Source organism: Acinetobacter sp. Root1280 (genome assembly GCF_001425285.1).
GTDB lineage: Bacteria > Pseudomonadota > Gammaproteobacteria > Pseudomonadales > Moraxellaceae > Acinetobacter > Acinetobacter guillouiae.
Map to the genome: position 1 here is coordinate 202622 of NZ_LMED01000001.1, position 21409 is coordinate 224030.

Consider the following 21409-nt stretch of genomic DNA (forward strand, 5'->3'; position numbering starts at 1 on the left):
GAGCCGTAGCTCATCTTTTTTACACAAGAAAATTAATGTGCATTTGCTACAGCAGGAGCAGCTGTCGCATCATTTGCAGCTTTACGAGTAGGTGTGTAATTTAAACCTAAAGTCGAGCTGGTATATGTGCGCACTTGATCAAGCAGAGCAGGGTTGGTATTTAAATCCTGTTGATAAGACTTCACAATCTCATGCAATTTTGGATTCCATTTACCTTTAACTTGCTCAGGGAACGCTTTTTCCATCAAGCTCAACATAATGTATGGAGAGGTTGATGCACCAGGAGAAGCACCAAGAAGACCTGTGATTGAACCATCTTTAGAGGTGAAGATCTCAGTACCGAATTGAAGTGTTGCAGGTTTACCCGGTGCTTTTTTGATGATTTGAACACGTTGGCCAGCTTGGCTTAAAGTCCAGTCTTCAATTTTTGCATCTGGATAATACTTTTTCAATTCATTGAACTGATCTTGCTTAGACATCGCCACTTGGCTGACTAAATATTTCACCAAGTCCAGATTTTCCATTCCAATGGTTGCCATCGGAATCACATTGTTTTTGTTGGTCGCATCAATCAAATCAAACTGAGAACCATTTTTTAGGAACTTGTTTGAATAGGTTGCGAATGGACCAAACAATACATACTTTTTACCATCAACATAACGAGTATCAATGTGTGGTACAGACATTGGAGGTGCACCTAATTCAGGCTTACCATAGACTTTTGCAGTATGTTGTGATGTAACAGCCGGATTGTCTGTCATCAAGAAAATACCACCGATCGGGAAGCCAGCATATTGCTTAGTTTCTTCCAGACCTGTCATTTGTAATAATCTAATCGCAGCACCACCCGCACCAATAAACACATGACGAGTTTTAACATGGCTGGTTGTGTTGGTTTTTAGATTTTTAAACGATACAGTCCAAGTTTTGTCTGCATTTTGACTAATACCTGTTACTTCAGATGAAGTTTCAAGTTTGAATTTAGGCTGTTTTTTCAAATGATCAATTAATTGGGTCGTAATTGAACCATAATTTACATCAGAACCTACGTCCATACGTGTTGCAGCAACTTTTTGGTTTGCATCACGGCCTTGCATAACTAAAGGCGCCCATTGCTTAATTTCAGCAGGATTTTCAGTATATTTTAATCCTTCGAACATTGGACTTTGGCTCATCGCTTCATAACGTTTTTTCATGTAGTTCACACTATCGCCCCAAACAAAGGCAATATGTGGTACAGGATTAATAAAGCTGTTTGGTTGACCCAGCACGCCATTTTTGACCTGATAAGCCCAGAATTGTTTACTTACTTCAAACTGTGAAGCAGTATCAATGGCTTTTTTAATATCAACTTTACCGTCTTTCTCAGGGGTATAGTTCATTTCCATAAAGCCAGAGTGTCCCGTTCCTGCGTTGTTGAATCCCGCAGAACTTTCTTGACCTACCTGATCCAAACGTTCATACATATTGATGGTCCAGTCTGGTTCAACTTCATTGAGGTAAGTCCCCAAGGTTGCACTCATAATACCGCCACCAACAAGTACCACATCTACAACTGGTTCATCTGTTGTTGTGTTGACTTTTTTAGAAGCAATTGGTCTGAATAAAAAGATCAATCCAATAACAAATATAACCCCGATGACAATCAGTAGGTATTTAAAAAATCTCTTCATATATTTCCTGTTTCATCAAGTTTTAATAATATTGTAATGTAGAAAAGTTACATAAATGTTAGTTTGTGTAATGATTTTTTTCGTAAATGATTTAAATATATGAAATAATTTGTTTTTAAATTTGTAAAGATGTGTATAAAAAACAACCAGATTAAAATTTGATTAGTATATTTGTGTAATAAATATTCAAAAAAGTCTTAGACTAAAGTACTATTTTTTGTAGGTGTTAAGCTTTTTGTAGCTTTAAGTTGGCTAAAAAATATGCTGAAAAGAAGAGTTTTTCAGCCTAAATATGAAAACTCTTCTCAAGATTTTTTGCTTATTCAATCATCATGAGGTCTGATTTATTTTCAAGCTTTAAAGGACGTAAAGCAAAAATAGAACGAGTATGGCGAATCCCTTTCATTGAATATAAATTTTTACGTAAAAAGCGCTCATAATGTTCAGCATTTTTCACCGCAACTTTGACCAAATAATCATAATCACCTGTTACCAAATGCGCTTCTACAACCTCAGGCATTTGACTGAGTGCATCACTAAATTGTTCTAAGATCTCGTCATCATGACGTTCTAAGGTGATCTCAATAAAAAATAGTTCATTAATCCCGATGGCTTTGGCATTTATGGTTGCAGTATAGCCTTCAATGACATTTAAAGATTCTAGACGTTTAACACGTGTCCAACATGGCGAAGAGGAGAGTCCAACCAGTTCAGAGAGCTGAGCGACCGTTAAGCGACCATCTTTTCGAAGTGCCGATAAAATTTTGCGATCAATCCTATCTAAAGTGTACTGACTTTCATTCATGAGCTTTACCACAGAAAATATTTTCGAGAATAATGGAATATATGAAAAATCATTCCGAAAATACTGGAGATTTATATTAAATACGGGAAACATTCTATTCAGTAGAACGCTAGAATAAACTTATCAAATCAAAGACATTTGGGAGACTGGCTTTGATTTAGCGGATAGTATCTTTAGAGGAAAGGGTGCCTTTAACGATACTGTCCGCGACCTTATTCTACGCTTTAAAAAAATTATAAAAATAGTTTTAAAACGATAAAATTCAACCGCGCCTTCACAAATTGCATCTGATTCAATAAGACATTGTAATCTTATTTAGGGTCTGTAGACATTTCATAAATGGCTTGCGTTGTAGGTTAAAATTGAGCAGACAAGGCATGAAACGAAGAGAATAGCGAGACTATTTTCGAGTTTCATAACGAAGGCTGAGATAATTTTAGCCACAACCCTGAGCAAGAACAAAGCACTGCTTTGTTTGCAGCGCAAGGCGCAGCGGGGGACTAGCGTGTTTTTTGCCGCTACGTCGTTACGAACTACTTATTTAGAATGACTAAATTTCGTATTTCGTGCCTAGTATCGCCTAAAAAACACACGTAGTCGCAAACATAGACGAATTATCAACAGACCCCATTGTATAACAAAAAATTATGCAATGAATAAGATATATTTATACTTTGAGTTCGATGCTTTAACAGTCAAAATAATCAACAAAATTGTAAACTCAAGCAGCTGAAGATGTGCAATTAAATCGAGAAGTATTAAGATGATTTATCTTTAAAATAAAGAATAATGCATGCGATTCACAGCTTGGTACACACTCCGAAAATTTGTATATGACAATTTGCATAATGAAGATTATGAAACGTGGTTTAGTCGTGCGATCAATTTTTCTTTGATTTTTCTAATCATTGGTAATGTTGTCGCGGTACTTTTAGAATCAATCAATGATGTTTATAAAGCCTACCAGCTTTACTTTGATGCTTTTGAGGATTTTTCAATCATTGTATTTACAGTTGAATATATTTTACGTTTTTGGAGTGTTGCAGAAAAGGAACCGTTTGATTCTGAGTGGGGAGTACGCTGGAAATATGTGACTAGTGGCGCTGCGATTATCGATTTACTGGCGATTTTACCTGCATATATCAACTTCTTTGTACATATTGATTTGAGATTTTTGCGGATTTTACGCTTACTGCGTTTATTAAAACTTACTCGATATTTTATTTCACTACAGATTTTACTGCGCGTTATAGAACGTGAAAAAGGTTCATTTCAAGCCGTGATTTTTATTTTGGTGATTATGATCGTGATGGCGGCAGCTGGCATTTATGTTGTCGAAGGTCGTGCGCAACCCGATGTCTTTAGCTCAATCCCTGCATCTATGTGGTGGGCGGTGGTGACGCTCACTACAGTGGGTTATGGTGATGTCACGCCAATTACCCCACTTGGACGTTTCCTTGGTGCTTTGATTACCATACTCGGTGTTGGATTGGCTGCTTTACCCGCTGGTATCTTGGCAAATGGTTTAGCCAATGAGTTGGAATTAAGAAAGCAACAACTGGAGTTAAAGTTTCGAGATCTGTTAGAAAGCTGTGAAATTGACATCATTCATGATGAAGACAAGATTGATGATATTCGTAGAGATGTTGGCTTATCTGCTGAACAGACGCGAGATATTGTTTTACAACTGATTCGTGAACGTAAAGAACAGGAATTGGAAAGAGAAAAAAACAAGTATTGTTTCTGTCCAAATTGCGGTTATAAGTTACCTGAGTGAGTATGATTCAAAAGGGATTTATACAATCAAAAATAAATGAGAAAGTGAAGTGTAACGATTAAAAATAACTTTTTCTAAAGTTACACTTCAGATACAATGTAAATGATCAGGCAATTACAACTGAACAAAAGAATGGATTGTCGACATAACGCATTGGATTGTAATGAAGTATGAAAATCAAAAGTTTATCAAAAATTATTTTATGTGCTGTAATTTCTCTAAATACAGGCTGCGCTGCTGTCATGGCAACAAAGCAACCGACAAAAAAAGATTTATCAATATTTAATAAAGGTGTAGATCGTAGTTTAATTATTGCTGAAATTGGGGCACCTATTACATCTGAATTTAAAAATGGTAAACGTTATGAAATTTACACATTTATGCAAGGGTATTCAAAGGCCAATAAAATAAGCCGTGCGGTTTGGCATGGTGCGGCAGATGTTGTCACTTTTGGACTTTGGGAAATTATTGGCACACCAACAGAATCAGCTTTTAATGGGAAGAAAACTTCTTATGAAATGATTTTTGATGCTGATGATCATTTAGAAAGCTCTAAATTATTGACAATGTCAGAGTATAAAAATGATTCAAATTCTGCTGCTGAAATAGAAGTTAAAAAATAGATAAATACTTTATAAGAATAGAAACAAGGAAGCGCAGCGCTTCCTTGTTTCTATTCTTATGTACCTTTATCAAGGTTTAATTAGGTCATCATCTGCATAGCACTATCCATTCTTAAATTGGCTGAGACGAATCAATGCTCGCTTTATTTGCGCTAAGTGCTTCACAATAACAACGATAAATTCAATCTGTATAACGATGAAAATTCTTCTAAATATTTTGACCAACGAATAGCCGAATAAGAGTTTTAAATTTATTTTTTACATATTTTTTAATGAATTATTGAGTAAATTTAAGTATTAATAACGCCATAAAAGTTTTGAATGGTTAACAATGAACATTAATGTTGATATTTTTGGCACGATTGCAATTGCTGTAGCCGTTCTTTTTATTGGTTATTTTCTAGTAAATAAGATCAGTATATTAAAGCAATATAATATTCCTGAACCTGTCGTGGGTGGGCTAATTGCTGCTGCTGTAACTTTTGTGCTTTTTAAGCAATTTAATTTAACCGTAAATTTTAATGCCAATATTCAACAAAGTTTTATGTTGATGTTTTTTACTTCTGTTGGACTGAGTGCAAGTCTACTTAAGTTAAAAGAAGGGGGCAAGTCGCTGCTTCTTTTTATGGTCTGCGTAGTGATTTATGTGCTACTGCAAAATGCTGTTGGGATAAGTTTGGCAACCGCACTCGATTTAAACCCTTTGATTGGCTTGATTGCAGGATCCGTCACTCTAACTGGTGGGCATGGTACCGCTGGAGCATGGGGCAGTATTTTTGAAGAAAATTATGGTATCAAAGGTGCGATTGTCTTAGGAATGGCGAGTGCGACATTTGGTCTGGTCATTGGTGGAATGATGGGTGGTCCAGTTGCAAAATTTCTGATTCGTCGTTATCAATTGGCTGAAGAAATAGCGCCATCAGCAGCGCGTATGCAAGCTCCTCCATCTGCTGAAACAGCGCCATTTGAATATCCAGAAAAAACCCGTTTGATTACCGCCGATGATGCGGTTAAAACCATAGGAATGTTTGCACTGTGTATCGTGTTTGCTAATTTCATGACGGGTGTTGCTAAAGGACAATGGTTTGAGTTACCGACTTTTGTATGGGCATTGGGTTGTGGGGTGTTTTTACGTAATACACTGGAATATGTATTTAAAATTGAACTGTTTGACCGTTGCATTGATGTGTTTGGTAATGCCTCGCTGGCATTATTTTTAGCTATCGCCTTGATGTCTTTGCAATTGTGGTTACTTGCTGATTTAGCTGGTCCATTGGTAATTATTCTTATCGTTCAAACTGTTTTTCTTGCTTTATATCTATTTTTTGTCACTTTTCGAGTTATGGGTAAAAATTATGATGCTGCAGTATTGTGTGCAGGTCAGTGTGGGGTAAATTTAGGTGCAACACCGACTGCCATTGCCAATATTCAAGCGGTAACGAATACTTATGGACCATCACATAAAGCGTTTTTAATTATTCCTCTAACGGGCGCATTTTTTGTTGATATTGTGAATGCTGTGGTCATTCAAACCATTACAAAGTTCTTTTAAATGTTCTTTTAGAAAAAGCGATGTGATGACTTTAGGATTTGAAAAAAACAGCCACAAGAAAGTGGCTGTTTTTTGTATTTAAATCAGTTTGATCATTACTCTATTGAATCTCACACTGTTTTATAAGATTTATATAGGTGTAGTAAATCGTGATTTAGACTAAGGTTTTCTGTTAGTGACTTTAAACTTTCAAAAACACTTAGATGAGGAATTGAATATTTGAGCGAGATCAACGCTTAAAGGATGTAACGGATTGAAGTTTTACTCAAAAATTTAATGAACACAGTAATATACTTTAAATATGAATCATCATAATATGTATGCCACAAACTCTGTATTTGATATATTTTACGTGTTCAAGCTTTGAAATTAAGTCAGCGTTAGGCACTTGCATTTATTTCATCAGTGTAGAGTTTGAGCTTATATACTTAAATTGGATCACACTCGTCTAGGATGATGTATGTCTAAAACGAAACAACCAACCTCAAAACAATTACTGTCAGTGATTCAGACGCAGACAGCAATTGCAAAATTGGGCTTAGATATCAATGCTGTCATGACCTTAGTGGCAGAGCAAGTTCAATTGATTACCCATGCAAAAGGTGCAATTGTAGAGCTCGCTGAAGAAGGTGATATGGTTTATCGTGCCGTTTCGAATGGTGCAAATCAATTTCTAGGCCTACGTTTGAAGATGGATTCTAGCCTTTCAGGGCTTTGTATCGCGCAGAATACGACTTTATATTGTAAAGACAGTGAAACTGATGAGCGTGTAGATCGTGAAGCATGTAGACGGGTTGGGCTGCGTTCTATGGCTGTTGTACCACTAATTCATTGTGATGAACCGATTGGTGTATTAAAAATTTATTCAGAACGGGTAAATGCCTTTAAAGAAAGTGATATCAATTTACTTACACTCATGTCTGAACTGATTGCTGCTGCGATGTATCATGCCAGTAAGTTTGGTGCTCAAGAACTCTATAAGCTTGCGACACAGGATCAGTTAACAGGACTTGCTAATCGTGCTTTGTTTCTTGATTGTTTAAGACAAGGTGTTGAACAGGCTAAACGTACACAAAAGCTACTTGGAATCTTGATTATTGATATGGATGGTTTGAAACCAATCAATGATCAATATGGACATCGTTTAGGTGATGAGGCGTTAAAAGAAATTGGTAAACGTATCGTCAATATTACCCGACATGATGATTTGGTTGCACGTTTAGGTGGTGATGAGTTTGCAGTGATATTAAGTAGTCTTGGCGATCAAGAGCTGGCAAAAAAAGTCATGAATCGTATTGTTGAGGCGTGTGGATTACCGTTTGTATTTGAAAACGTCAAATTGACTATGGGTGCAAGTGTAGGTCTGGCTTTATTTCCTGAAGATGGTATTGAACTCAATAAGTTGATTGAGTTTGCAGACCTTAAAATGTATGAACATAAACGTTCTAGAAAAATGATTAATCTAAATACTTGAGATTTAAGATCTTTAATAGGAAATAAATTTTAGTGAAGTTTAGGTTTGTTTAATATTAATTATTTGGAGCATATGCATTGAAAGTATCTGCAAATAAGTATGTACAAGTATTTATCAATTGAATGTAGCTCAAATTTAACCTGACAGCCTCAATAGAATATCGATAACTGTCAGATCAGCTTTAAGTAAGGACATTTTAATATACCTTAAGTTTTTCCAATCAGTAAAGATAGGATTCCTGCAGCAATCAAGGGACCCACAGGAACACCTCTGAGTAATGCAACTCCAGCGACTGTTCCAATCAATAAGCCTGCAACGACATTGGGTTGGCTGGTCATTAAGGAAACGCCACGACCACCTAACCATGCAACCAATAAACCGATCGCAATGGCTGTTAATGATTTCCAATGCATAAATGATTTTAAAATGACATCACCGGGGATTTTGCCGCTGGCAATTGGAGTAAGCACGCCAATGGTTAAAATAATAATGCCGACTTCTAAACCGTGAGTTTGTAATAATGGGAAAAACTCACTTAAAGGTGTGATTCTAAAGACGATCAAAACCCCAGCTGCAATGGTGACCGCAGTATTGTGACTAAAGATACCGCAGGCCAGTAAAACAAGGAGCACAATTAAATTTAGGTCCAGACTAGAAAGACTCATCAATATTCATCATTAAAAATTAATACATCACCCCATTATACTGAAAAGCAGCATGTGAATTTGTCTTGTCAGGCGATGATTCACATTTAAATTCCGCCGAGTGCGGATTTAATGGACAATAAATTTTTCAGTTTCAGCACCCAATAAATTCCACTCATACTCAAAGTCTTGGGCCAGTTTAGACAGATTTGTTGATTTAAGCTGTTGTATTAAAATATTTTGTGCTTCTTGCATGGCTTGGTTTAAAGCCTTGTTCACTACCAATTCAACCAGACAGTTGGGTGTTTCTTGTTCATTGCCAATGGCAAAAATAGTAGGTTCTCCAACAGCCTGATAAATATCAAATAAAGATATTTCCTCTAAAGCTTGTACTAAGGTCCAGCCACCACCGGGGCCTTTGTCTGCATGGACAAAGCCTGCTTTTTTTAAACCAGACATGGTACGACGTACTACGACAGGATTGGTGTCTAACATGATTGAAATTTGTTCAGAGGTGAACGGTTTTTTTTCACGGGCCATATGTAATAGCACATGCAACATTCGAGAAAGCTTACTGTCTTTACGCATAGTTCTTAAGTCAACGCTCTTTTGTTAATTGTAACATTAAAAGTTGCAAATATAAAAATAACTCAATATAGTAACTTTTAAAGTTACTTATTGGTGTTGAAAATGAACTACGATGTTGTAATTATTGGTGGGAGTTATGCAGGTTTATCAGCAGCATTACCATTGCTTCGTGCTAGAAAAAAAGTGTTAATGATTGATGCAGGCATGCGTCGTAATCGTTTTGCTGAACATTCGCATAATTTCTTAACCCAAGATGGCAATACGCCAGCAGCAATTATTCGTGATGCAAAATTACAGTTGGACAAATATCAAACTTTGTCATGTATTAACGCATCAGTCACCGATGTGAGGGCTGTCGGGCAGCAATATGAGATTCAAATAGACCAAGCCGATGACACGGGTACAACCATTCAAGTCAAAAAAATAATTATTGCTACAGGTGTTAAAGATGATTTACCTGAAATCGATGGTTTAGCAGTACGGTGGGGGAAAAGCATTTTTCATTGTCCATACTGTGATGGCTATGAGTTAAATCTGGGGATGCTTGGAATGTTATGTTCAGGTTTACATTCGATCCATATGGCACTGATGTTGCCCGACTGGGGCAATACCACTTTATTTTTAAATGATGCAATTTCACAAGCTGAATTAGATCCCGTCATACTTGAGCAACTTAAACAAAGAAATGTGAAATTGGATACACGCAAAATTGTCAAAATACACAATCATTGTGATTTAGTTTTTGAAGATGGTGAGCAGGTTCAATTAGATGGATTATTCGTCTCTACTTTTATGCGCATCAACGCTCCTTGGGTTAAAAAACTGGGGATAGTGCTTGATGTAAATGAATATAGTGAAGCCATTCAAACCACAGCCATGAAAGAAACCAATCTTAAAGGGATATATGCTTGTGGCGATATTACCCGTTCAGGTGGGTCAGTTGCTTTCTCAGTCGCAGATGGGGCACTAGCAGGTGTTGCTGTACATAAGTCATTTATCTTTAATACCTGATAAAAGCATCTATTGATTAATCAATAAGGCTAAAAAAAGCCTGAATGTTGTTTGGGTTTCAATTCACGATACTTTAAAATGTATCGTGAATTTTTTAAGGTATTGATTTATGTTCTTGGAAAAAATGTTGCAATCACAAGGCTTTGGTTCACGTAAGCATTGCCAACAACTCATTAAAAATGGTGCAATTCAAATCCAAAACGAGGTCGTTACCGACCCCAAATTTAAACTTGATCCTCAAAACCTAGTATTTTCAGTCTATAGCGGAACATTTCAATACCGTGAAAAAGTCTATATTGCCTTAAATAAACCGCAGGACTACGAATGTTCCCATCAATCAACACACCATTTTAGTGTTTTTGATTTATTCGATGATGTCCTTATGAACCGTGGTTTACAAACTGTTGGTCGTTTAGATCAGGACACGACGGGTCTATTGTTACTGACGGATGATGGGCAGTTTTTGCAAGCATTGACTCATCCTAAAAAGCATGTGGCTAAAGTTTATCAAATACAAACAGCAGATCCGATTACAGATGATCAGATTCAACAACTTGAACAGGGTGTAGAATTACGCAATGAAAAGGGTACATTTGCAGCAACAGATGTACAGCGCTTGGCTGAATATGCATTACAAATCACTGTGCACCAAGGGGTTTATCATCAAGTCAAACGGATGTTGGCTGCTGTGGGGAATAAGGTTGAAAGCTTGCATCGTGCACAAGTCGGGCAATTAGCACTCAAAGAATTAGTTGAAGGTGAGTGGGTTTATTTGACAGAAGATCAGGTGAATGCTGCTAGAAATAGTCAAAATGAACAAATAGTGATTTGATCATGGCTTTAAAGCTCTATATTGCTGTTTTAGATGAAATGCCAGACTTTATGGTTCCAACCCTTGTTGCACACGCAGTCTTGGCTGCGCATTTACAATTCGTTCAAGATGCTGATGTCGAAAGTTATAAAAATTGGTTAGAACATTCTTTTCGTAAAGTTGTGGTCAAGGTGAATCAAAAAGAATTTGATAAAATTGCTCAATTAAAGTGTTATTTAGGGCATGAAAGTACAGTATTGGATGCTAAAAAATCCTGTGCTGTGGTCTTTCCTATTTCACAGGACACGGTACCCAATGTACTTAAATTCGCAAAGATGTGGAAACCTACGTTGAATTGATTAAAAAATGCATTGTAAAAAAACTACTTGAGGAAACAATGAAATGTCTGGAATTCATTGTCTTTAACAAAGCCCATTTGTTCATACAGCTGATGTGAATGGTAATTGTTTTTCTGGGTCTCTAAACTGATCCGTTGCGCATCTTCATGGCGTGCAAACAGAATTGCAGTATCAATCAGTTGTTTGGCAGAACCTTGTCGACGAAAAACAGGTGTTACATAAACATCATCTAAAATATAGTACTTTGAACAAGAAACAGATGAAAAGCCTTGGTATAACAGCACAAAGCCTGTAAAAACATCATCTTTTACATGAATAAAGATAACACTTTCTTGATTTTCAAAACGTTGTTTTAAAAAATTAAAGGACTCTTGGATATTGGAAGATGCGCCGTAAAATTGGCGATATTCATCAAATAAAGTAGCAAGTTGATTTAAATCTTCTTTGGTCGCTCGTCTAACGATCATTTATTACTCCTTGCAATGATTTTTATCTTTGCAAAAGAGCATAACCAAAAAATAGAAAAGTAAACTTAATTATTTGTTTAAAAATGCGACAGTGTTATTTTTTGTCACTTTCACCCAAGATGGCATTTAACTCTGCAAATAGATCTTCATCGTCATCATTTAAATCAACAGAAGAATTGAGTTGCCCGTTTTGTTGGTCTTGCTTAAGTTTTCTCAGCTTGAATAACTGATCCATATTGATATTTTGATTTTCTATGGCGAAAGGGATGGATTTTGTGATGACGACTTGTTTAAAAAACAGTCGAACTGCTTGTGCAGGCGTAATCCCCAATTGTTTAAAAACAGCAAATGCTAGTTTTTTTTCTTGTGAATCAAGGCGTACTTGATAGACTTCGGTTTTTCTCATGAATAGTAACCAAACAAAATTTGAGTTTGAATGCTTATTTTAATCAAAGCTTTCGGAATTTCAATGCTTAATCGTCAAAAAGTCATATATTTGTCATTACGTCAAAATTACAGTGTCAATTCATAGTCAGAACAAAAGCAATATTCGACTTGTGTAATTGGGTCAAGGAACTCAATTTTTTTGGCTAACAGCTGTAAGGGTTGTGAAAAATCAGCAGCATTTTTATGTAGAACTTGCGGGTAAAAAGGGTCATTTTTAATTGGAATATTTAACCAATTTAAATGTACCCGTAATTGATGTTGTTTACCTGTAGTAGGCTTTAGTAAGTATTTTGCCCAAATTTGATTGTGTTCAATTAGATTAATTTCGGTATATGAGTTTGATTTTCCCTCAACAACTTTCATGGTGTAAAAGGGTTCACCCTTTTCCATTCTCAAATCAACAGCACATGGAAATTTTAAATCAGCATTGAATTGAGCAATCGCTTGATAGGTCTTATTGACTTGTCGCTCAGCAAACATTTGTTGATATAAACCACGTGTTTGAGGGCGTTTAGAAAACAATACAACGCCAGCAGTTTCCCGATCTAAGCGATGGATTGGGGTGAGGTCTGGGTTGTTTGTGGTTTTTTTTAAACGAACTAATAATGTTTCTTGTATATATTGCCCTGATGGGCTGATGGTTAAAAAGTGAGGCTTGTCTACGACAATTAAATCTTCATTTTCAAACAATATCTTTTCTTGAAATGGCACATGAATTTCATGGGGTAAAAATCGATAGTAGTAAAGATGGGTATTCTCTAGATAAGGCTGATCAACCGTTAATGCTTGACCTTGTATATCGATGATGAGTTGCTCTTGAAAACGTTGTTGCCATTCATTGGCTGAAATATGTGGAAAATGTTCACATAAATAACTGAATAAATTTTTAGGTAAAGCTGCTAGCTTGGGGAGATAAACTTTTGATGCAGTTACGCCATCTCTCATTGGTGGTTGATATTCTGAAAGAGCGGTGACGGGTTTCATAAGCGTATTTTTTATGCAGATAAGTTTAAAGTGAGTTGTCTAAGCGTGTTGGAAAGTATCAAAACATGATTTCTAAACAATGCAACATAGGTTTTAAAGTCACGCAATGCTATCATATTGTCTGGTTTGAATCATGTCGTGAGCGTTATGCAATATTCATATAAATTAAGTCTGAGCAATGAACAAGACACCGAAATGTTGGCACAAAAGTTAGCTCAACATATTGCAAAAGGCGTGATTTATTTAATCGGTGACTTGGGGGCAGGTAAAACCACACTTACACGCTATTGGTTGCAAAGTTTAGGTCATCAAGGTGCGGTTAAAAGTCCAACATATACCTTGGTGGAACCTTATAATATCAATGCGAAAGAGGTGTTTCATTTTGACTTATACCGTTTAAATGATCCTTATGAGCTTGAATTGATGGGTATTCGTGATTATTTAGAGGTCAAGAATGCTTTATTCTTATTTGAATGGCCTTCTAAGGGCGGTGATGAAATTCCACAGCCAGATCACGTCATTCGCATTTTAAAAACAGAAGATGAAGCTGCACGAGAAGTGGTCATTGAAAGTATTTCTGCTGAATTGATTGAAGCGTTGACTTGATCAATGTTTTCAGCATTTTAAGCCCATCATATATTTTAATTTATTTAAATTTTTAGGTTAATTGAATGCAACGCGAAGATATCAGTTTAAGACGTATCCAAAATCTAGATCCAGCACTGGCCAACCAAATTGCTGCAGGTGAGGTGATTGAACGACCATCATCGGTAGTGAAAGAGTTGCTTGAAAACTCGATTGATGCAGGTGCGACTGAGCTGATTATTCGTGTGGCAAATGGCGGCAGTACCCTGATTGAAATTATTGACAATGGTCGAGGTATTCACGCTGAGGATCTAGCACTTTCAGTCACCCGTCATGCAACCAGTAAAATTCAATCTGCTGAAGATTTACATGCAATTGTGAGTTTGGGCTTTCGTGGTGAGGCGCTTGCATCTATCGCAGCGGTTTCGCGTTTAACCTTAACCAGTAGTCAGGATGATTCAGGTGTTGGTTACCAACTGGAAGTCAATGGTACAGCATTTGATCATCAAGATATTCAAGCGGTAGCAACCCAACAAGGTACACATATCCGTATTCAGGATTTGTTTTTTAATGTGCCTGCGCGGCGTAAATTTTTAAAGAAACCAAGTACTGAATTTGGTCATATTGAAGAAATTGTACGTCGAATGGCACTTACGCATTTCGATATCCGCTTTGTTTTAGAACATAATGACAATATTCGCCTTAATTTGCCGATTGCAGATAGTGGTGAGCTAAGATTTCAACGGGTACAGCAATTATTAGGTCGCCAATTCACTGAAAATGCTTACTGGATAGATGCAGACAGTATTAGTATGCGTTTATCAGGTTGGTTAGGACATCCTTCAGATGCGCGTGCACAAGCCGATTTGCAATATGTCTATGTGAATGGTCGTATCGTCAAAGATAAAACCATTTCTCATGCTTTGCGTATGGCATACGATGGTATTTTGCATGGGCATCAACATGCAGCGTATTTGCTGTTTTTAGAAGTTGATCCTGAAAATATTGATGTGAATGTGCATCCAACTAAGCATGAAATTCGCTTCCTAAATCAGCGTGAAGTGCATGAGTTTGTACGACATTTTGCTAAAGACACCTTATCTCAATTCCAAACTGCAACTGCGGATTTGTCTTCTGCAATGAAGCAGGATAGCGCAAAAGAAAATCAAGCATTGCCAGCACAGCCACGTTATCAGGAACAATTTCATTTGCATCGCAATGCGCCAGCTGAGCAAGATGTAAGTGATCAAAATAACCGAAGCAATTCAGATGGGTCTATACAGCATAGTGGTCTAACAGATTTTAGTGATGGACATGCCCAAACAGTCAATTATTCCCACTATGAACCACAACAGCAGTATCGAGGCACTCAACAACTCAATAACGCCTTGAAAAGCTATTTAGCCCCTTTACGTGAGTCTGGGGATGCTGATCAAGAATTAACAGATCAAGCGTCCTATGAGCGATCTGTACAAGAAATCCAAAATAAACAGGTCCATCAGGTTGATGAATATCCGTTGGGAATTGCAATAGCGCAATTACATGGAATTTATATTCTTGCACAGAATACGGAAGGACTGATTATTGTCGATATGCATGCAGCGCATGAACGTATTTTGTTACAACAAATGAAATCTGCATGGGATAAACCAGAATTTTGGACCTCACAGCAGTTGCTTATTCCTAAAGTTATTTCGATTACCCGTATGCAGGCAACCCGTGTTGATGATTTAAAACCACAGTTGGAACGCTTAGGTCTAGAAATTGATCAATATGGTGATGATCAAGTGATTGTACGTGGTGTGCCTGCGATTTTACATAAAGCAGATTTTGAATCCTTGGTACCTGAATTACTCAATGATTTAGATCCAAATGATGAAGCGCAGGCGCTACAGCAAAAGCGTGATCAAATTTTAGCAGGCATGGCATGCCATGGTGCAGTGCGTGCTCATCGAATGCTGAGTCTTTCCGAAATGAATGCTTTGTTGCGTCAAATGGAACACACAGAATTTGCCAGTCAGTGTAATCATGGTCGACCAACATGGCGAGCATTTCCATTACCCCAATTAGATAAATTATTTGCTCGAGGAGAGTAGTTGTACATGTCAAATCAATTGCCCGTCATCAATTTAATGGGACCAACCGCAAGCGGTAAAACTGCTTTGGCATGTGAACTGTATGATCATGGGAATTATGAGCTTATTTCTGTAGATTCTGCCTTGGTCTATAAAGATATGGATATTGGTACTGCAAAGCCAACCAAAGCGGAGCAGGAGTGTTATCCGCATCATTTGATTGATATTATTACCCCACTAGAGGTTTATTCTGCTGCTGAATTTGTCGAGGATGCTTGTAGACTGATTGATGATATCCATGCACGCGGTAAAACACCTATTTTAGTTGGCGGTACAATGCTATATTTTAAAGCGTTGCTTGAGGGGCTCTCTACAAATTTACCAAGTGCTGATTACGAGATTCGTGCTGCGATTGAGTTAAAAGGTGAAACGGAAGGCTGGCAATCGGTGTATGATGAATTAAAATCTGTTGATGTATTGGCAGGTGAAAAATTTAAAGTCAGTGATAAGCAAAGAATCATTCGCGCTTTAGAAGTGTATAAAATTACTGGTCGTCCGATTACTCAACTACAGGCGGAACAACCGAAGAATCAACCGTACCGATATGATTTTCATAATTATGCTTTATTGCCTGATCGCCTAGAGCTGCACAAGAGAATTGAACTTCGTTTGGAAAAAATGTGGGAAATCGGATTTTTAAATGAGGTTGAAAATCTTATGAAAAAATACGATCTCGAAGAAAATTTACCTTCTTCACGCTCTGTTGGATACCGACAGGCGATAGATTTTTTAAAAAACAGTGATTTGAGTCAAGAAAGTGAGCGTCAAATGAAGGATAAAGCACTATTTGCGACACGACAATTAGCAAAACGTCAATACACATGGTTACGATCTTTGCAAGAAACACACTCTTTTCAAACTTTTTTTACGATAAACCAAGCACAAGAAGACTTGCGAAACTTATACGGATAAAGCAAAATTTAACAACTACCTTTTTTATAAATTTTAATTGAAAAATAAAGGTAGTTTTTGCGCTGATTTTAATTTTTTTTGGAGTATAAAATGTCTAAAGGTCAAACTTTACAAGATCCGTTCTTAAATTCTCTCCGTAAAGAACGTATTCCTGTTTCTATTTTTCTTGTAAACGGTATTAAATTACAAGGTCATATTGAATCTTTTGACCAGTATGTTGTTTTGTTGAAAAACACAGTAAGCCAAATGGTTTATAAGCATGCTATTTCAACTGTAGTACCTGCACGTAATCCACGTCCAGCTGGTGCTCCTGCTGGTGCTCAAGGCGCTGCTGGTGGCTTCGGCGGTCAAGCTGGCGGCTTCGGTGGTCAAGCTGGTGGCTTCGGTGGTCAAGGTGGCTTCGGTGGTCAACAAGGCGGCTTTGGTGGTCAACAAGGCGGTTTCGGTGGTCAAGGTGGTTTCGGTAGCCAAGGTGGCTTCGGTGGTCAAGGTGGCTTCGGTGGTCAAGGCGGCTTCGGTGGTCAAGGCGGCTTCGGCGGTCAAGGTACTGACTTTGGCGGCGAAACAAAATTTGAAGATTCACAAGAAGATGAAAACAATCGTTAATTTCTTGATTTAACAAGAACGATTGTAAAAGAGACGCCAAATTGGCGTCTCTTTTTTATTGGTGTTGCTAAATTTAGAGATAAAAAAACCAGTGCAAGGCACTGGTTTTTAATTTAACGACTGAGCGCAGACTTAACTTTCATTTTTCTTTGGATCTAGGCTTGGATCTTTGATTTCAATGTAAGTATTTGCACGTAACTCTCTTAACCAGCCATCATATTCTGATTCGAATTGACGTTCACCTAAAATTTGGCGAGCCATACGCTTTTGGTATTCAGAGGTCATATCTTGTTGACGTGTGCCTGTGACTTGGAGAATATGCCAGCCAAATTGAGTTTGAAATGGTTTGCTGATTTCGTTGACTGGCGAACTCTGCATGAGTTTGTCAAATTCAGGAACCATCATACCAGGGCTTACCCAGCCAAGACTCCCGCCATCACGAGCAGAGCCTGGGTCATTTGAATAGGTTGAAGCAAGCGTAGCAAAATCATCACCTGCTTTTAAGCGGTTATAAATACTATCAATGGTTTGCTTTGCATTTTCAGGGCTAACAACTTCTGATGTTTTAATCAGGATATGACGCGTATTAAATTGCGGAACTAAAGCTTTTTGCTCATTCGATTTTTTTTCTAATAATTTTAAAACATGAACACCATCTTTTGCTGGAATTAAGTCAGTGGTTTGTCCTGGCTCAAGAGTCGTAACACGTGCAGCAAGATCTGTTGGAATATCTGAAAGCGGACGGAAGCCCATATCAGCACCATCGACTTTAACTTGGGCTGTGCTAAATTTCTTTTCTAAGCTTTTAACGTCATTGCTGTCTTTTAAGTCAGTACGAACTGTTTTTGCAATACTTTCTAACTCACTTGCAGGCGCTTCTCCTGAAATACGCATATGTAGTACATGGACTTGACTACCAACAGCAGCTTGACCTTCAGGTGATTTTAAGAAGTTTTCAACATCAAGGTCAGTGATCTTGATACGAGACATCACTTGTTGTTGACTCAATCGTTGAATGAGTAAATCTTCTGCAACACGGTTACGAAGTAATTCATAGGTACCGGGTGCAACAGCATCTAATTTTTTTTGAAAAGCTTCTAAAGAATTTGCACCAGATTGTTGAGCAACTTTTAATACGGCTTCATTTAAGCTTTTTTCATCTGCTTTTAAGCCATACTTCTTTACTTGTTCAAGCTGTGCATCATGGGTGATGAGCTGACTCAGTACTTGCTGTTGCAGAATGTTTTGTGGTGGGATTTCTTTCTTTTGTGCCTGAAGTCGATGTGTCGCTTCAGCAACACCTTGGTCTAAATCACTTTTTAAAATTGCTGTAGAACCAACAATTGCAATGATTTGGTCCTGCGGAGCAGCATAAACTGATACCGAGGTGGAGATGAGTAAAGCTAAGGTTGATGCTTTAAATAATTTTTTAAATTTTTGCGTCTTCATTAATGTGTCCAAGATTGATTAGCTTTATCAAAACCTAAAATACGATTTTCAAGTAATGAACTTAACTTGTTGTTCAAACCACCAAGTCCTTTTAGTGTGATCTCAGCCATCACTGCGCGTTTTGGCTTTGTATCAGGAAGAGAAACGTCATCTAGATCATTAAAGTACGAGCGACCATAGACGGAAATTCCCCAACAACAAGATTCATAATTCACACCCAATAAATATTCGCGTGCGACATGGTTGTCAAGGTCATATTGAACATGCCCCATAATACGCCAGTTGTCTTTTACAGGCTGTATAAATGATGCAACTGCTTGATCATATTCTCGTTGACGGTCAGGAAGGTTATTGCGATAAAAATAACCGACGTTATAAAGGTTTCCACGCTGGCCTGTATAATACAGTTGGAAGTCATGTTGTGCGCTATCACCATTTGACATCCACGCTGAGTTGGTACTCAATGTGAAGTTTTGTGAAAGTTGGCTAGAAAGACTCAGCACAGGGCCGGTATGTTTTTCTCTGTCTAAATCATCAGTATTGTTAAGCAGTGTAACTTTTCGATCATCAAAATAATAACTTTGACCAATACTGGCTCTTAAACGCTCTAAGCCCACCGTATCAAATAAACTATAACTTAAGCCTAAAGATAAAAAGTTATTGTCTTCTAAGCGGTCGTGTCCATAAAAGCGATACGGGCTAAACAATTGATCATAGCTGATAGAAGCTGTTGTTGAATCAAAGTTTGGATAACCTGTTTGATTTTTATATGGTGCGTAAGCGTAGAAAGCACGAGGTGTAATAGTCTGGAGGAATTTCCCGTCCTTTTCAAAAGTTAAACCCGTATCCAAGGTAAATTGAGGAACAACAACGGATTTATTTTTGCTATCTTGGCTTTGGTTATTTAAGTTAAGTTGATCTACCGTGGTTTGATCATAGAAAGTATTTAAACTACGTACAGAAACTTCAGGGATCACAAAAGACCATGGATTGCGGAAATTATAACGTGTCGCAAATTGGTTATATAAACGTGTACCACTTGGCTGGTTGTTATAATCAGCATCGTTGATGTCTTTTTGGAAATACGCAGTATCGTTATTAAATTCGTATTCCAAACCTTGCGGATTTCCAGCGACATAGTTCAGTAAAAACTGTGGTAGGCGGGCATATGGCTTATCTACATCTTTGATGGTTTTATCAAGTGTTTGAAAGTCTTCAACTTTAAGCTGAGCTTTTAACCCAGGAATACCGTGATTATAGTTAAGTTCCCAAGCGCGGCGTTGGTTAAGCTCTGTGCGGGAATTTGGATTGCTATCTAGATCTGAGAAGAAGTCTTTATCAGAAACATAGTTATATTCTAAATTGGTTGACCACTGTTTGGTGATATCCCACTTGTGTAGGAAATGGAGGTCTTTACGATCTTCATCATTATAGTCGCGGTCAGAGGGTAAGTAACTTCCCCAAACGCTACCAGCACCAAAGTTCTCAGTTAAGTAGCGAAATTCACCTTGAGCCATAAGACCACGGTCAGTAATCAGTCGTGGTGTAATGGTGGCATCATAATTAGGTGCCAAATTTAAATAAATAGGAACTGCGAGTTCAAAACCGCCATCATTGGTAAAGCCGAAACTCGGGCTTAAAATCCCGGTTGTACGGCGGTCATCGATCGGGAAGTTAAAGTATGGAACTGCGAGTACAGGTACATCCTTAACATAAAGTTTAGTGCCGCGCGTTACACCACGACCAGTATCTTGATCCAATTCAATTTTATTGGCCTGAATTTTCCAAGTGGGTTTTTCATCAGGTGGGCAGGTGGTATAGGTTGCATTTTCAAGGATGATATTGGTTGGTGAGGTTCTTTCTATTTTTTCTGCATGACCATGTGCGTGAGTCAATTCTGCAATATAGAAACTATTATTTAACCGCCCAGTTTCATCTTTGAGGTTGTAATCGATCTGATCACTCTGCGCGATAATACCACCTTGCGCCATTTGTACATTGCCTTTCGCTTTGGCGAAAGTTTGTGTTTTATCAATGGTCACTTCATCAGCACGGATCATGCGTCCAGATTGATCAATGACCACATCACCAGACAGAAAGGAGTCGCCATTGGGATTGTAATACCCATTATCTGCGGTAATCACAGATGAGGCTTCTTCTGGATTTGTCGATTTAGCTTGAGTACTAAAAGGCGTTACCCAGACACCTTCACAATAACGGGTACTTGGATTTTTTAAATCACGTACCTGCGCTTCAGGTGAGTTTTTGTCCACATAATATTGTTCAAAGAAATTTTGCCCTGCAAAGCTTTCTTTGATGGCTGCATTCAGTTGCTTATTATTAACTTCAGAAACAGTGTCTGTCGATTCAGCATAGCTGGATACTGAACTTCCACAAAGAAGTGTCAAAATAGCAGTCGCTAAAGGATTAAATTTAAACTGATGCTTCATTTGTCTCATTAACCAAATATGCTAATCGCAATTAATTATTGTCGCATCATAGAGAAA

At 37.6% G+C, this 21409-nt stretch carries 20 protein-coding genes; 11 read left to right on the plus strand and 9 right to left on the minus strand.

Features of this window, described 5'->3' with window-relative positions; translation table 11 throughout:
• Positions 1–32: 32 nt before the first annotated feature.
• The gene (gene mqo / locus ASC84_RS00940) at positions 33–1673 is read right to left on the minus strand and encodes a malate dehydrogenase (quinone) (protein ID WP_056510782.1); all 1641 of its coding nucleotides are present in this window, start codon (positions 1671–1673) and stop codon (positions 33–35) included.
• A gap of 319 nt (positions 1674–1992) precedes the next feature.
• Positions 1993–2478, minus strand: a complete 486-nt coding sequence (locus ASC84_RS00945) for an Lrp/AsnC family transcriptional regulator (RefSeq protein WP_004720894.1) — start codon at positions 2476–2478, stop codon at positions 1993–1995.
• A gap of 793 nt (positions 2479–3271) precedes the next feature.
• On the opposite strand from ASC84_RS00945, the gene ASC84_RS00950 reads away from it, so the two are divergent.
• The 4 genes from ASC84_RS00950 to ASC84_RS00965 all read left to right on the plus strand — a co-directional run bounded on the left by ASC84_RS00950 (position 3272) and on the right by ASC84_RS00965 (position 7904).
• A complete protein-coding gene (locus ASC84_RS00950; RefSeq protein ID WP_056510785.1) occupies positions 3272–4255 on the plus strand; it encodes an ion transporter in 984 nt (327 codons plus the stop codon).
• A gap of 170 nt (positions 4256–4425) precedes the next feature.
• Positions 4426–4878, plus strand: a complete 453-nt coding sequence (locus ASC84_RS00955) for a hypothetical protein (protein WP_056510788.1) — start codon at positions 4426–4428, stop codon at positions 4876–4878.
• A gap of 331 nt (positions 4879–5209) precedes the next feature.
• Positions 5210–6430, plus strand: a complete 1221-nt coding sequence (gltS, locus tag ASC84_RS00960; RefSeq protein WP_004720888.1) for a sodium/glutamate symporter — start codon at positions 5210–5212, stop codon at positions 6428–6430.
• Positions 6431–6890: 460 nt separating this feature from the next.
• Positions 6891–7904, plus strand: a complete 1014-nt coding sequence (locus ASC84_RS00965) for a sensor domain-containing diguanylate cyclase (RefSeq protein ID WP_056510791.1) — start codon at positions 6891–6893, stop codon at positions 7902–7904.
• Between the two features lie 206 nt (positions 7905–8110).
• Here the strand turns inward: ASC84_RS00965 and ASC84_RS00970 are convergent, their stop codons facing one another.
• The gene (locus ASC84_RS00970) at positions 8111–8569 is read right to left on the minus strand and encodes a DUF441 domain-containing protein (RefSeq protein WP_056510794.1); all 459 of its coding nucleotides are present in this window, start codon (positions 8567–8569) and stop codon (positions 8111–8113) included.
• Positions 8570–8677: 108 nt separating this feature from the next.
• Positions 8678–9136, minus strand: coding sequence for an Rrf2 family transcriptional regulator (locus ASC84_RS00975; RefSeq protein ID WP_004720880.1), 459 nt, complete (start codon positions 9134–9136; stop codon positions 8678–8680).
• Between the two features lie 102 nt (positions 9137–9238).
• On the opposite strand from ASC84_RS00975, the gene ASC84_RS00980 reads away from it, so the two are divergent.
• The 3 genes from ASC84_RS00980 (at position 9239) to ASC84_RS00990 (ending at position 11317) form a co-directional block, all read left to right on the plus strand.
• Positions 9239–10147 (plus strand): NAD(P)/FAD-dependent oxidoreductase, encoded by a 909-nt coding sequence (locus ASC84_RS00980; protein ID WP_056510798.1) that lies wholly within the window; start codon positions 9239–9241, stop codon positions 10145–10147.
• A 109-nt stretch (positions 10148–10256) separates the two neighbouring features.
• Complete coding sequence (locus tag ASC84_RS00985; RefSeq protein WP_056510802.1) at positions 10257–10979, plus strand: pseudouridine synthase; 723 nt, start codon at positions 10257–10259, stop codon at positions 10977–10979.
• Between the two features lie 2 nt (positions 10980–10981).
• A complete protein-coding gene (locus ASC84_RS00990; RefSeq protein ID WP_056510805.1) occupies positions 10982–11317 on the plus strand; it encodes a peptidyl-tRNA hydrolase in 336 nt (111 codons plus the stop codon).
• 23 nt (positions 11318–11340) lie between these two features.
• Here the strand turns inward: ASC84_RS00990 and ASC84_RS00995 are convergent, their stop codons facing one another.
• The 3 genes from ASC84_RS00995 to ASC84_RS01005 form a co-directional block, all read right to left on the minus strand.
• A complete protein-coding gene (locus ASC84_RS00995; protein WP_004720871.1) occupies positions 11341–11784 on the minus strand; it encodes a GNAT family N-acetyltransferase in 444 nt (147 codons plus the stop codon).
• A gap of 94 nt (positions 11785–11878) precedes the next feature.
• Complete coding sequence (locus ASC84_RS01000; RefSeq protein ID WP_004720870.1) at positions 11879–12190, minus strand: type II toxin-antitoxin system RelB/DinJ family antitoxin; 312 nt, start codon at positions 12188–12190, stop codon at positions 11879–11881.
• Between the two features lie 107 nt (positions 12191–12297).
• The gene (locus ASC84_RS01005; RefSeq protein WP_056510808.1) at positions 12298–13215 is read right to left on the minus strand and encodes a pseudouridine synthase; all 918 of its coding nucleotides are present in this window, start codon (positions 13213–13215) and stop codon (positions 12298–12300) included.
• 147 nt (positions 13216–13362) lie between these two features.
• Between ASC84_RS01005 and tsaE the strand changes: the two genes are divergently transcribed.
• From tsaE to hfq, 4 genes are all read left to right on the plus strand, one after another.
• Positions 13363–13821, plus strand: coding sequence for a tRNA (adenosine(37)-N6)-threonylcarbamoyltransferase complex ATPase subunit type 1 TsaE (gene tsaE, locus ASC84_RS01010; protein ID WP_056510810.1), 459 nt, complete (start codon positions 13363–13365; stop codon positions 13819–13821).
• A gap of 65 nt (positions 13822–13886) precedes the next feature.
• Entirely contained in the window at positions 13887–15896 is a 2010-nt protein-coding gene (gene mutL, locus ASC84_RS01015; RefSeq protein ID WP_056510813.1) for a DNA mismatch repair endonuclease MutL, read from the plus strand.
• A gap of 6 nt (positions 15897–15902) precedes the next feature.
• Positions 15903–16847, plus strand: a complete 945-nt coding sequence (gene miaA, locus ASC84_RS01020; RefSeq protein WP_056510816.1) for a tRNA (adenosine(37)-N6)-dimethylallyltransferase MiaA — start codon at positions 15903–15905, stop codon at positions 16845–16847.
• A 90-nt stretch (positions 16848–16937) separates the two neighbouring features.
• Positions 16938–17453 carry an RNA chaperone Hfq gene (gene hfq / locus ASC84_RS01025; protein ID WP_004720864.1) on the plus strand — a complete coding sequence of 172 codons (516 nt, stop codon included), beginning with the start codon at positions 16938–16940 and terminating at the stop codon, positions 17451–17453.
• Positions 17454–17585: 132 nt separating this feature from the next.
• On the opposite strand, the gene ASC84_RS01030 is transcribed toward hfq, so the two are convergent.
• Positions 17586–18902 carry a peptidylprolyl isomerase gene (locus ASC84_RS01030; RefSeq protein WP_056510818.1) on the minus strand — a complete coding sequence of 439 codons (1317 nt, stop codon included), beginning with the start codon at positions 18900–18902 and terminating at the stop codon, positions 17586–17588.
• Positions 18902–21352 carry an LPS-assembly protein LptD gene (locus tag ASC84_RS01035; RefSeq protein ID WP_056511869.1) on the minus strand — a complete coding sequence of 817 codons (2451 nt, stop codon included), beginning with the start codon at positions 21350–21352 and terminating at the stop codon, positions 18902–18904. The genes ASC84_RS01030 and ASC84_RS01035 overlap by 1 nt, the downstream gene beginning before the upstream one ends.
• Positions 21353–21409 lie beyond the last annotated feature (57 nt).

Excerpts from the sequence above, each read along its gene's own strand:
- mqo (WP_056510782.1), bottom strand. The coding sequence starts at position 1,673 with ATGAAGAGATTTTTTAAATACCTACTGATTGTCATCGGGGTTATATTT.
- ASC84_RS00945 (WP_004720894.1), bottom strand. The coding sequence starts at position 2,478 with ATGAATGAAAGTCAGTACACTTTAGATAGGATTGATCGCAAAATTTTA.
- ASC84_RS00950 (WP_056510785.1), top strand. The coding sequence starts at position 3,272 with ATGCGATTCACAGCTTGGTACACACTCCGAAAATTTGTATATGACAAT.
- ASC84_RS00955 (WP_056510788.1), top strand. The coding sequence starts at position 4,426 with ATGAAAATCAAAAGTTTATCAAAAATTATTTTATGTGCTGTAATTTCT.
- gltS (WP_004720888.1), top strand. The coding sequence starts at position 5,210 with ATGAACATTAATGTTGATATTTTTGGCACGATTGCAATTGCTGTAGCC.
- ASC84_RS00965 (WP_056510791.1), top strand. The coding sequence starts at position 6,891 with ATGTCTAAAACGAAACAACCAACCTCAAAACAATTACTGTCAGTGATT.
- ASC84_RS00970 (WP_056510794.1), bottom strand. The coding sequence starts at position 8,569 with ATGAGTCTTTCTAGTCTGGACCTAAATTTAATTGTGCTCCTTGTTTTA.
- ASC84_RS00975 (WP_004720880.1), bottom strand. The coding sequence starts at position 9,136 with ATGCGTAAAGACAGTAAGCTTTCTCGAATGTTGCATGTGCTATTACAT.
- ASC84_RS00980 (WP_056510798.1), top strand. The coding sequence starts at position 9,239 with ATGAACTACGATGTTGTAATTATTGGTGGGAGTTATGCAGGTTTATCA.
- ASC84_RS00985 (WP_056510802.1), top strand. The coding sequence starts at position 10,257 with ATGTTCTTGGAAAAAATGTTGCAATCACAAGGCTTTGGTTCACGTAAG.
- ASC84_RS00990 (WP_056510805.1), top strand. The coding sequence starts at position 10,982 with ATGGCTTTAAAGCTCTATATTGCTGTTTTAGATGAAATGCCAGACTTT.
- ASC84_RS00995 (WP_004720871.1), bottom strand. The coding sequence starts at position 11,784 with ATGATCGTTAGACGAGCGACCAAAGAAGATTTAAATCAACTTGCTACT.
- ASC84_RS01000 (WP_004720870.1), bottom strand. The coding sequence starts at position 12,190 with ATGAGAAAAACCGAAGTCTATCAAGTACGCCTTGATTCACAAGAAAAA.
- ASC84_RS01005 (WP_056510808.1), bottom strand. The coding sequence starts at position 13,215 with ATGAAACCCGTCACCGCTCTTTCAGAATATCAACCACCAATGAGAGAT.
- tsaE (WP_056510810.1), top strand. The coding sequence starts at position 13,363 with ATGCAATATTCATATAAATTAAGTCTGAGCAATGAACAAGACACCGAA.
- mutL (WP_056510813.1), top strand. The coding sequence starts at position 13,887 with ATGCAACGCGAAGATATCAGTTTAAGACGTATCCAAAATCTAGATCCA.
- miaA (WP_056510816.1), top strand. The coding sequence starts at position 15,903 with ATGTCAAATCAATTGCCCGTCATCAATTTAATGGGACCAACCGCAAGC.
- hfq (WP_004720864.1), top strand. The coding sequence starts at position 16,938 with ATGTCTAAAGGTCAAACTTTACAAGATCCGTTCTTAAATTCTCTCCGT.
- ASC84_RS01030 (WP_056510818.1), bottom strand. The coding sequence starts at position 18,902 with ATGAAGACGCAAAAATTTAAAAAATTATTTAAAGCATCAACCTTAGCT.
- ASC84_RS01035 (WP_056511869.1), bottom strand. The coding sequence starts at position 21,352 with ATGAAGCATCAGTTTAAATTTAATCCTTTAGCGACTGCTATTTTGACA.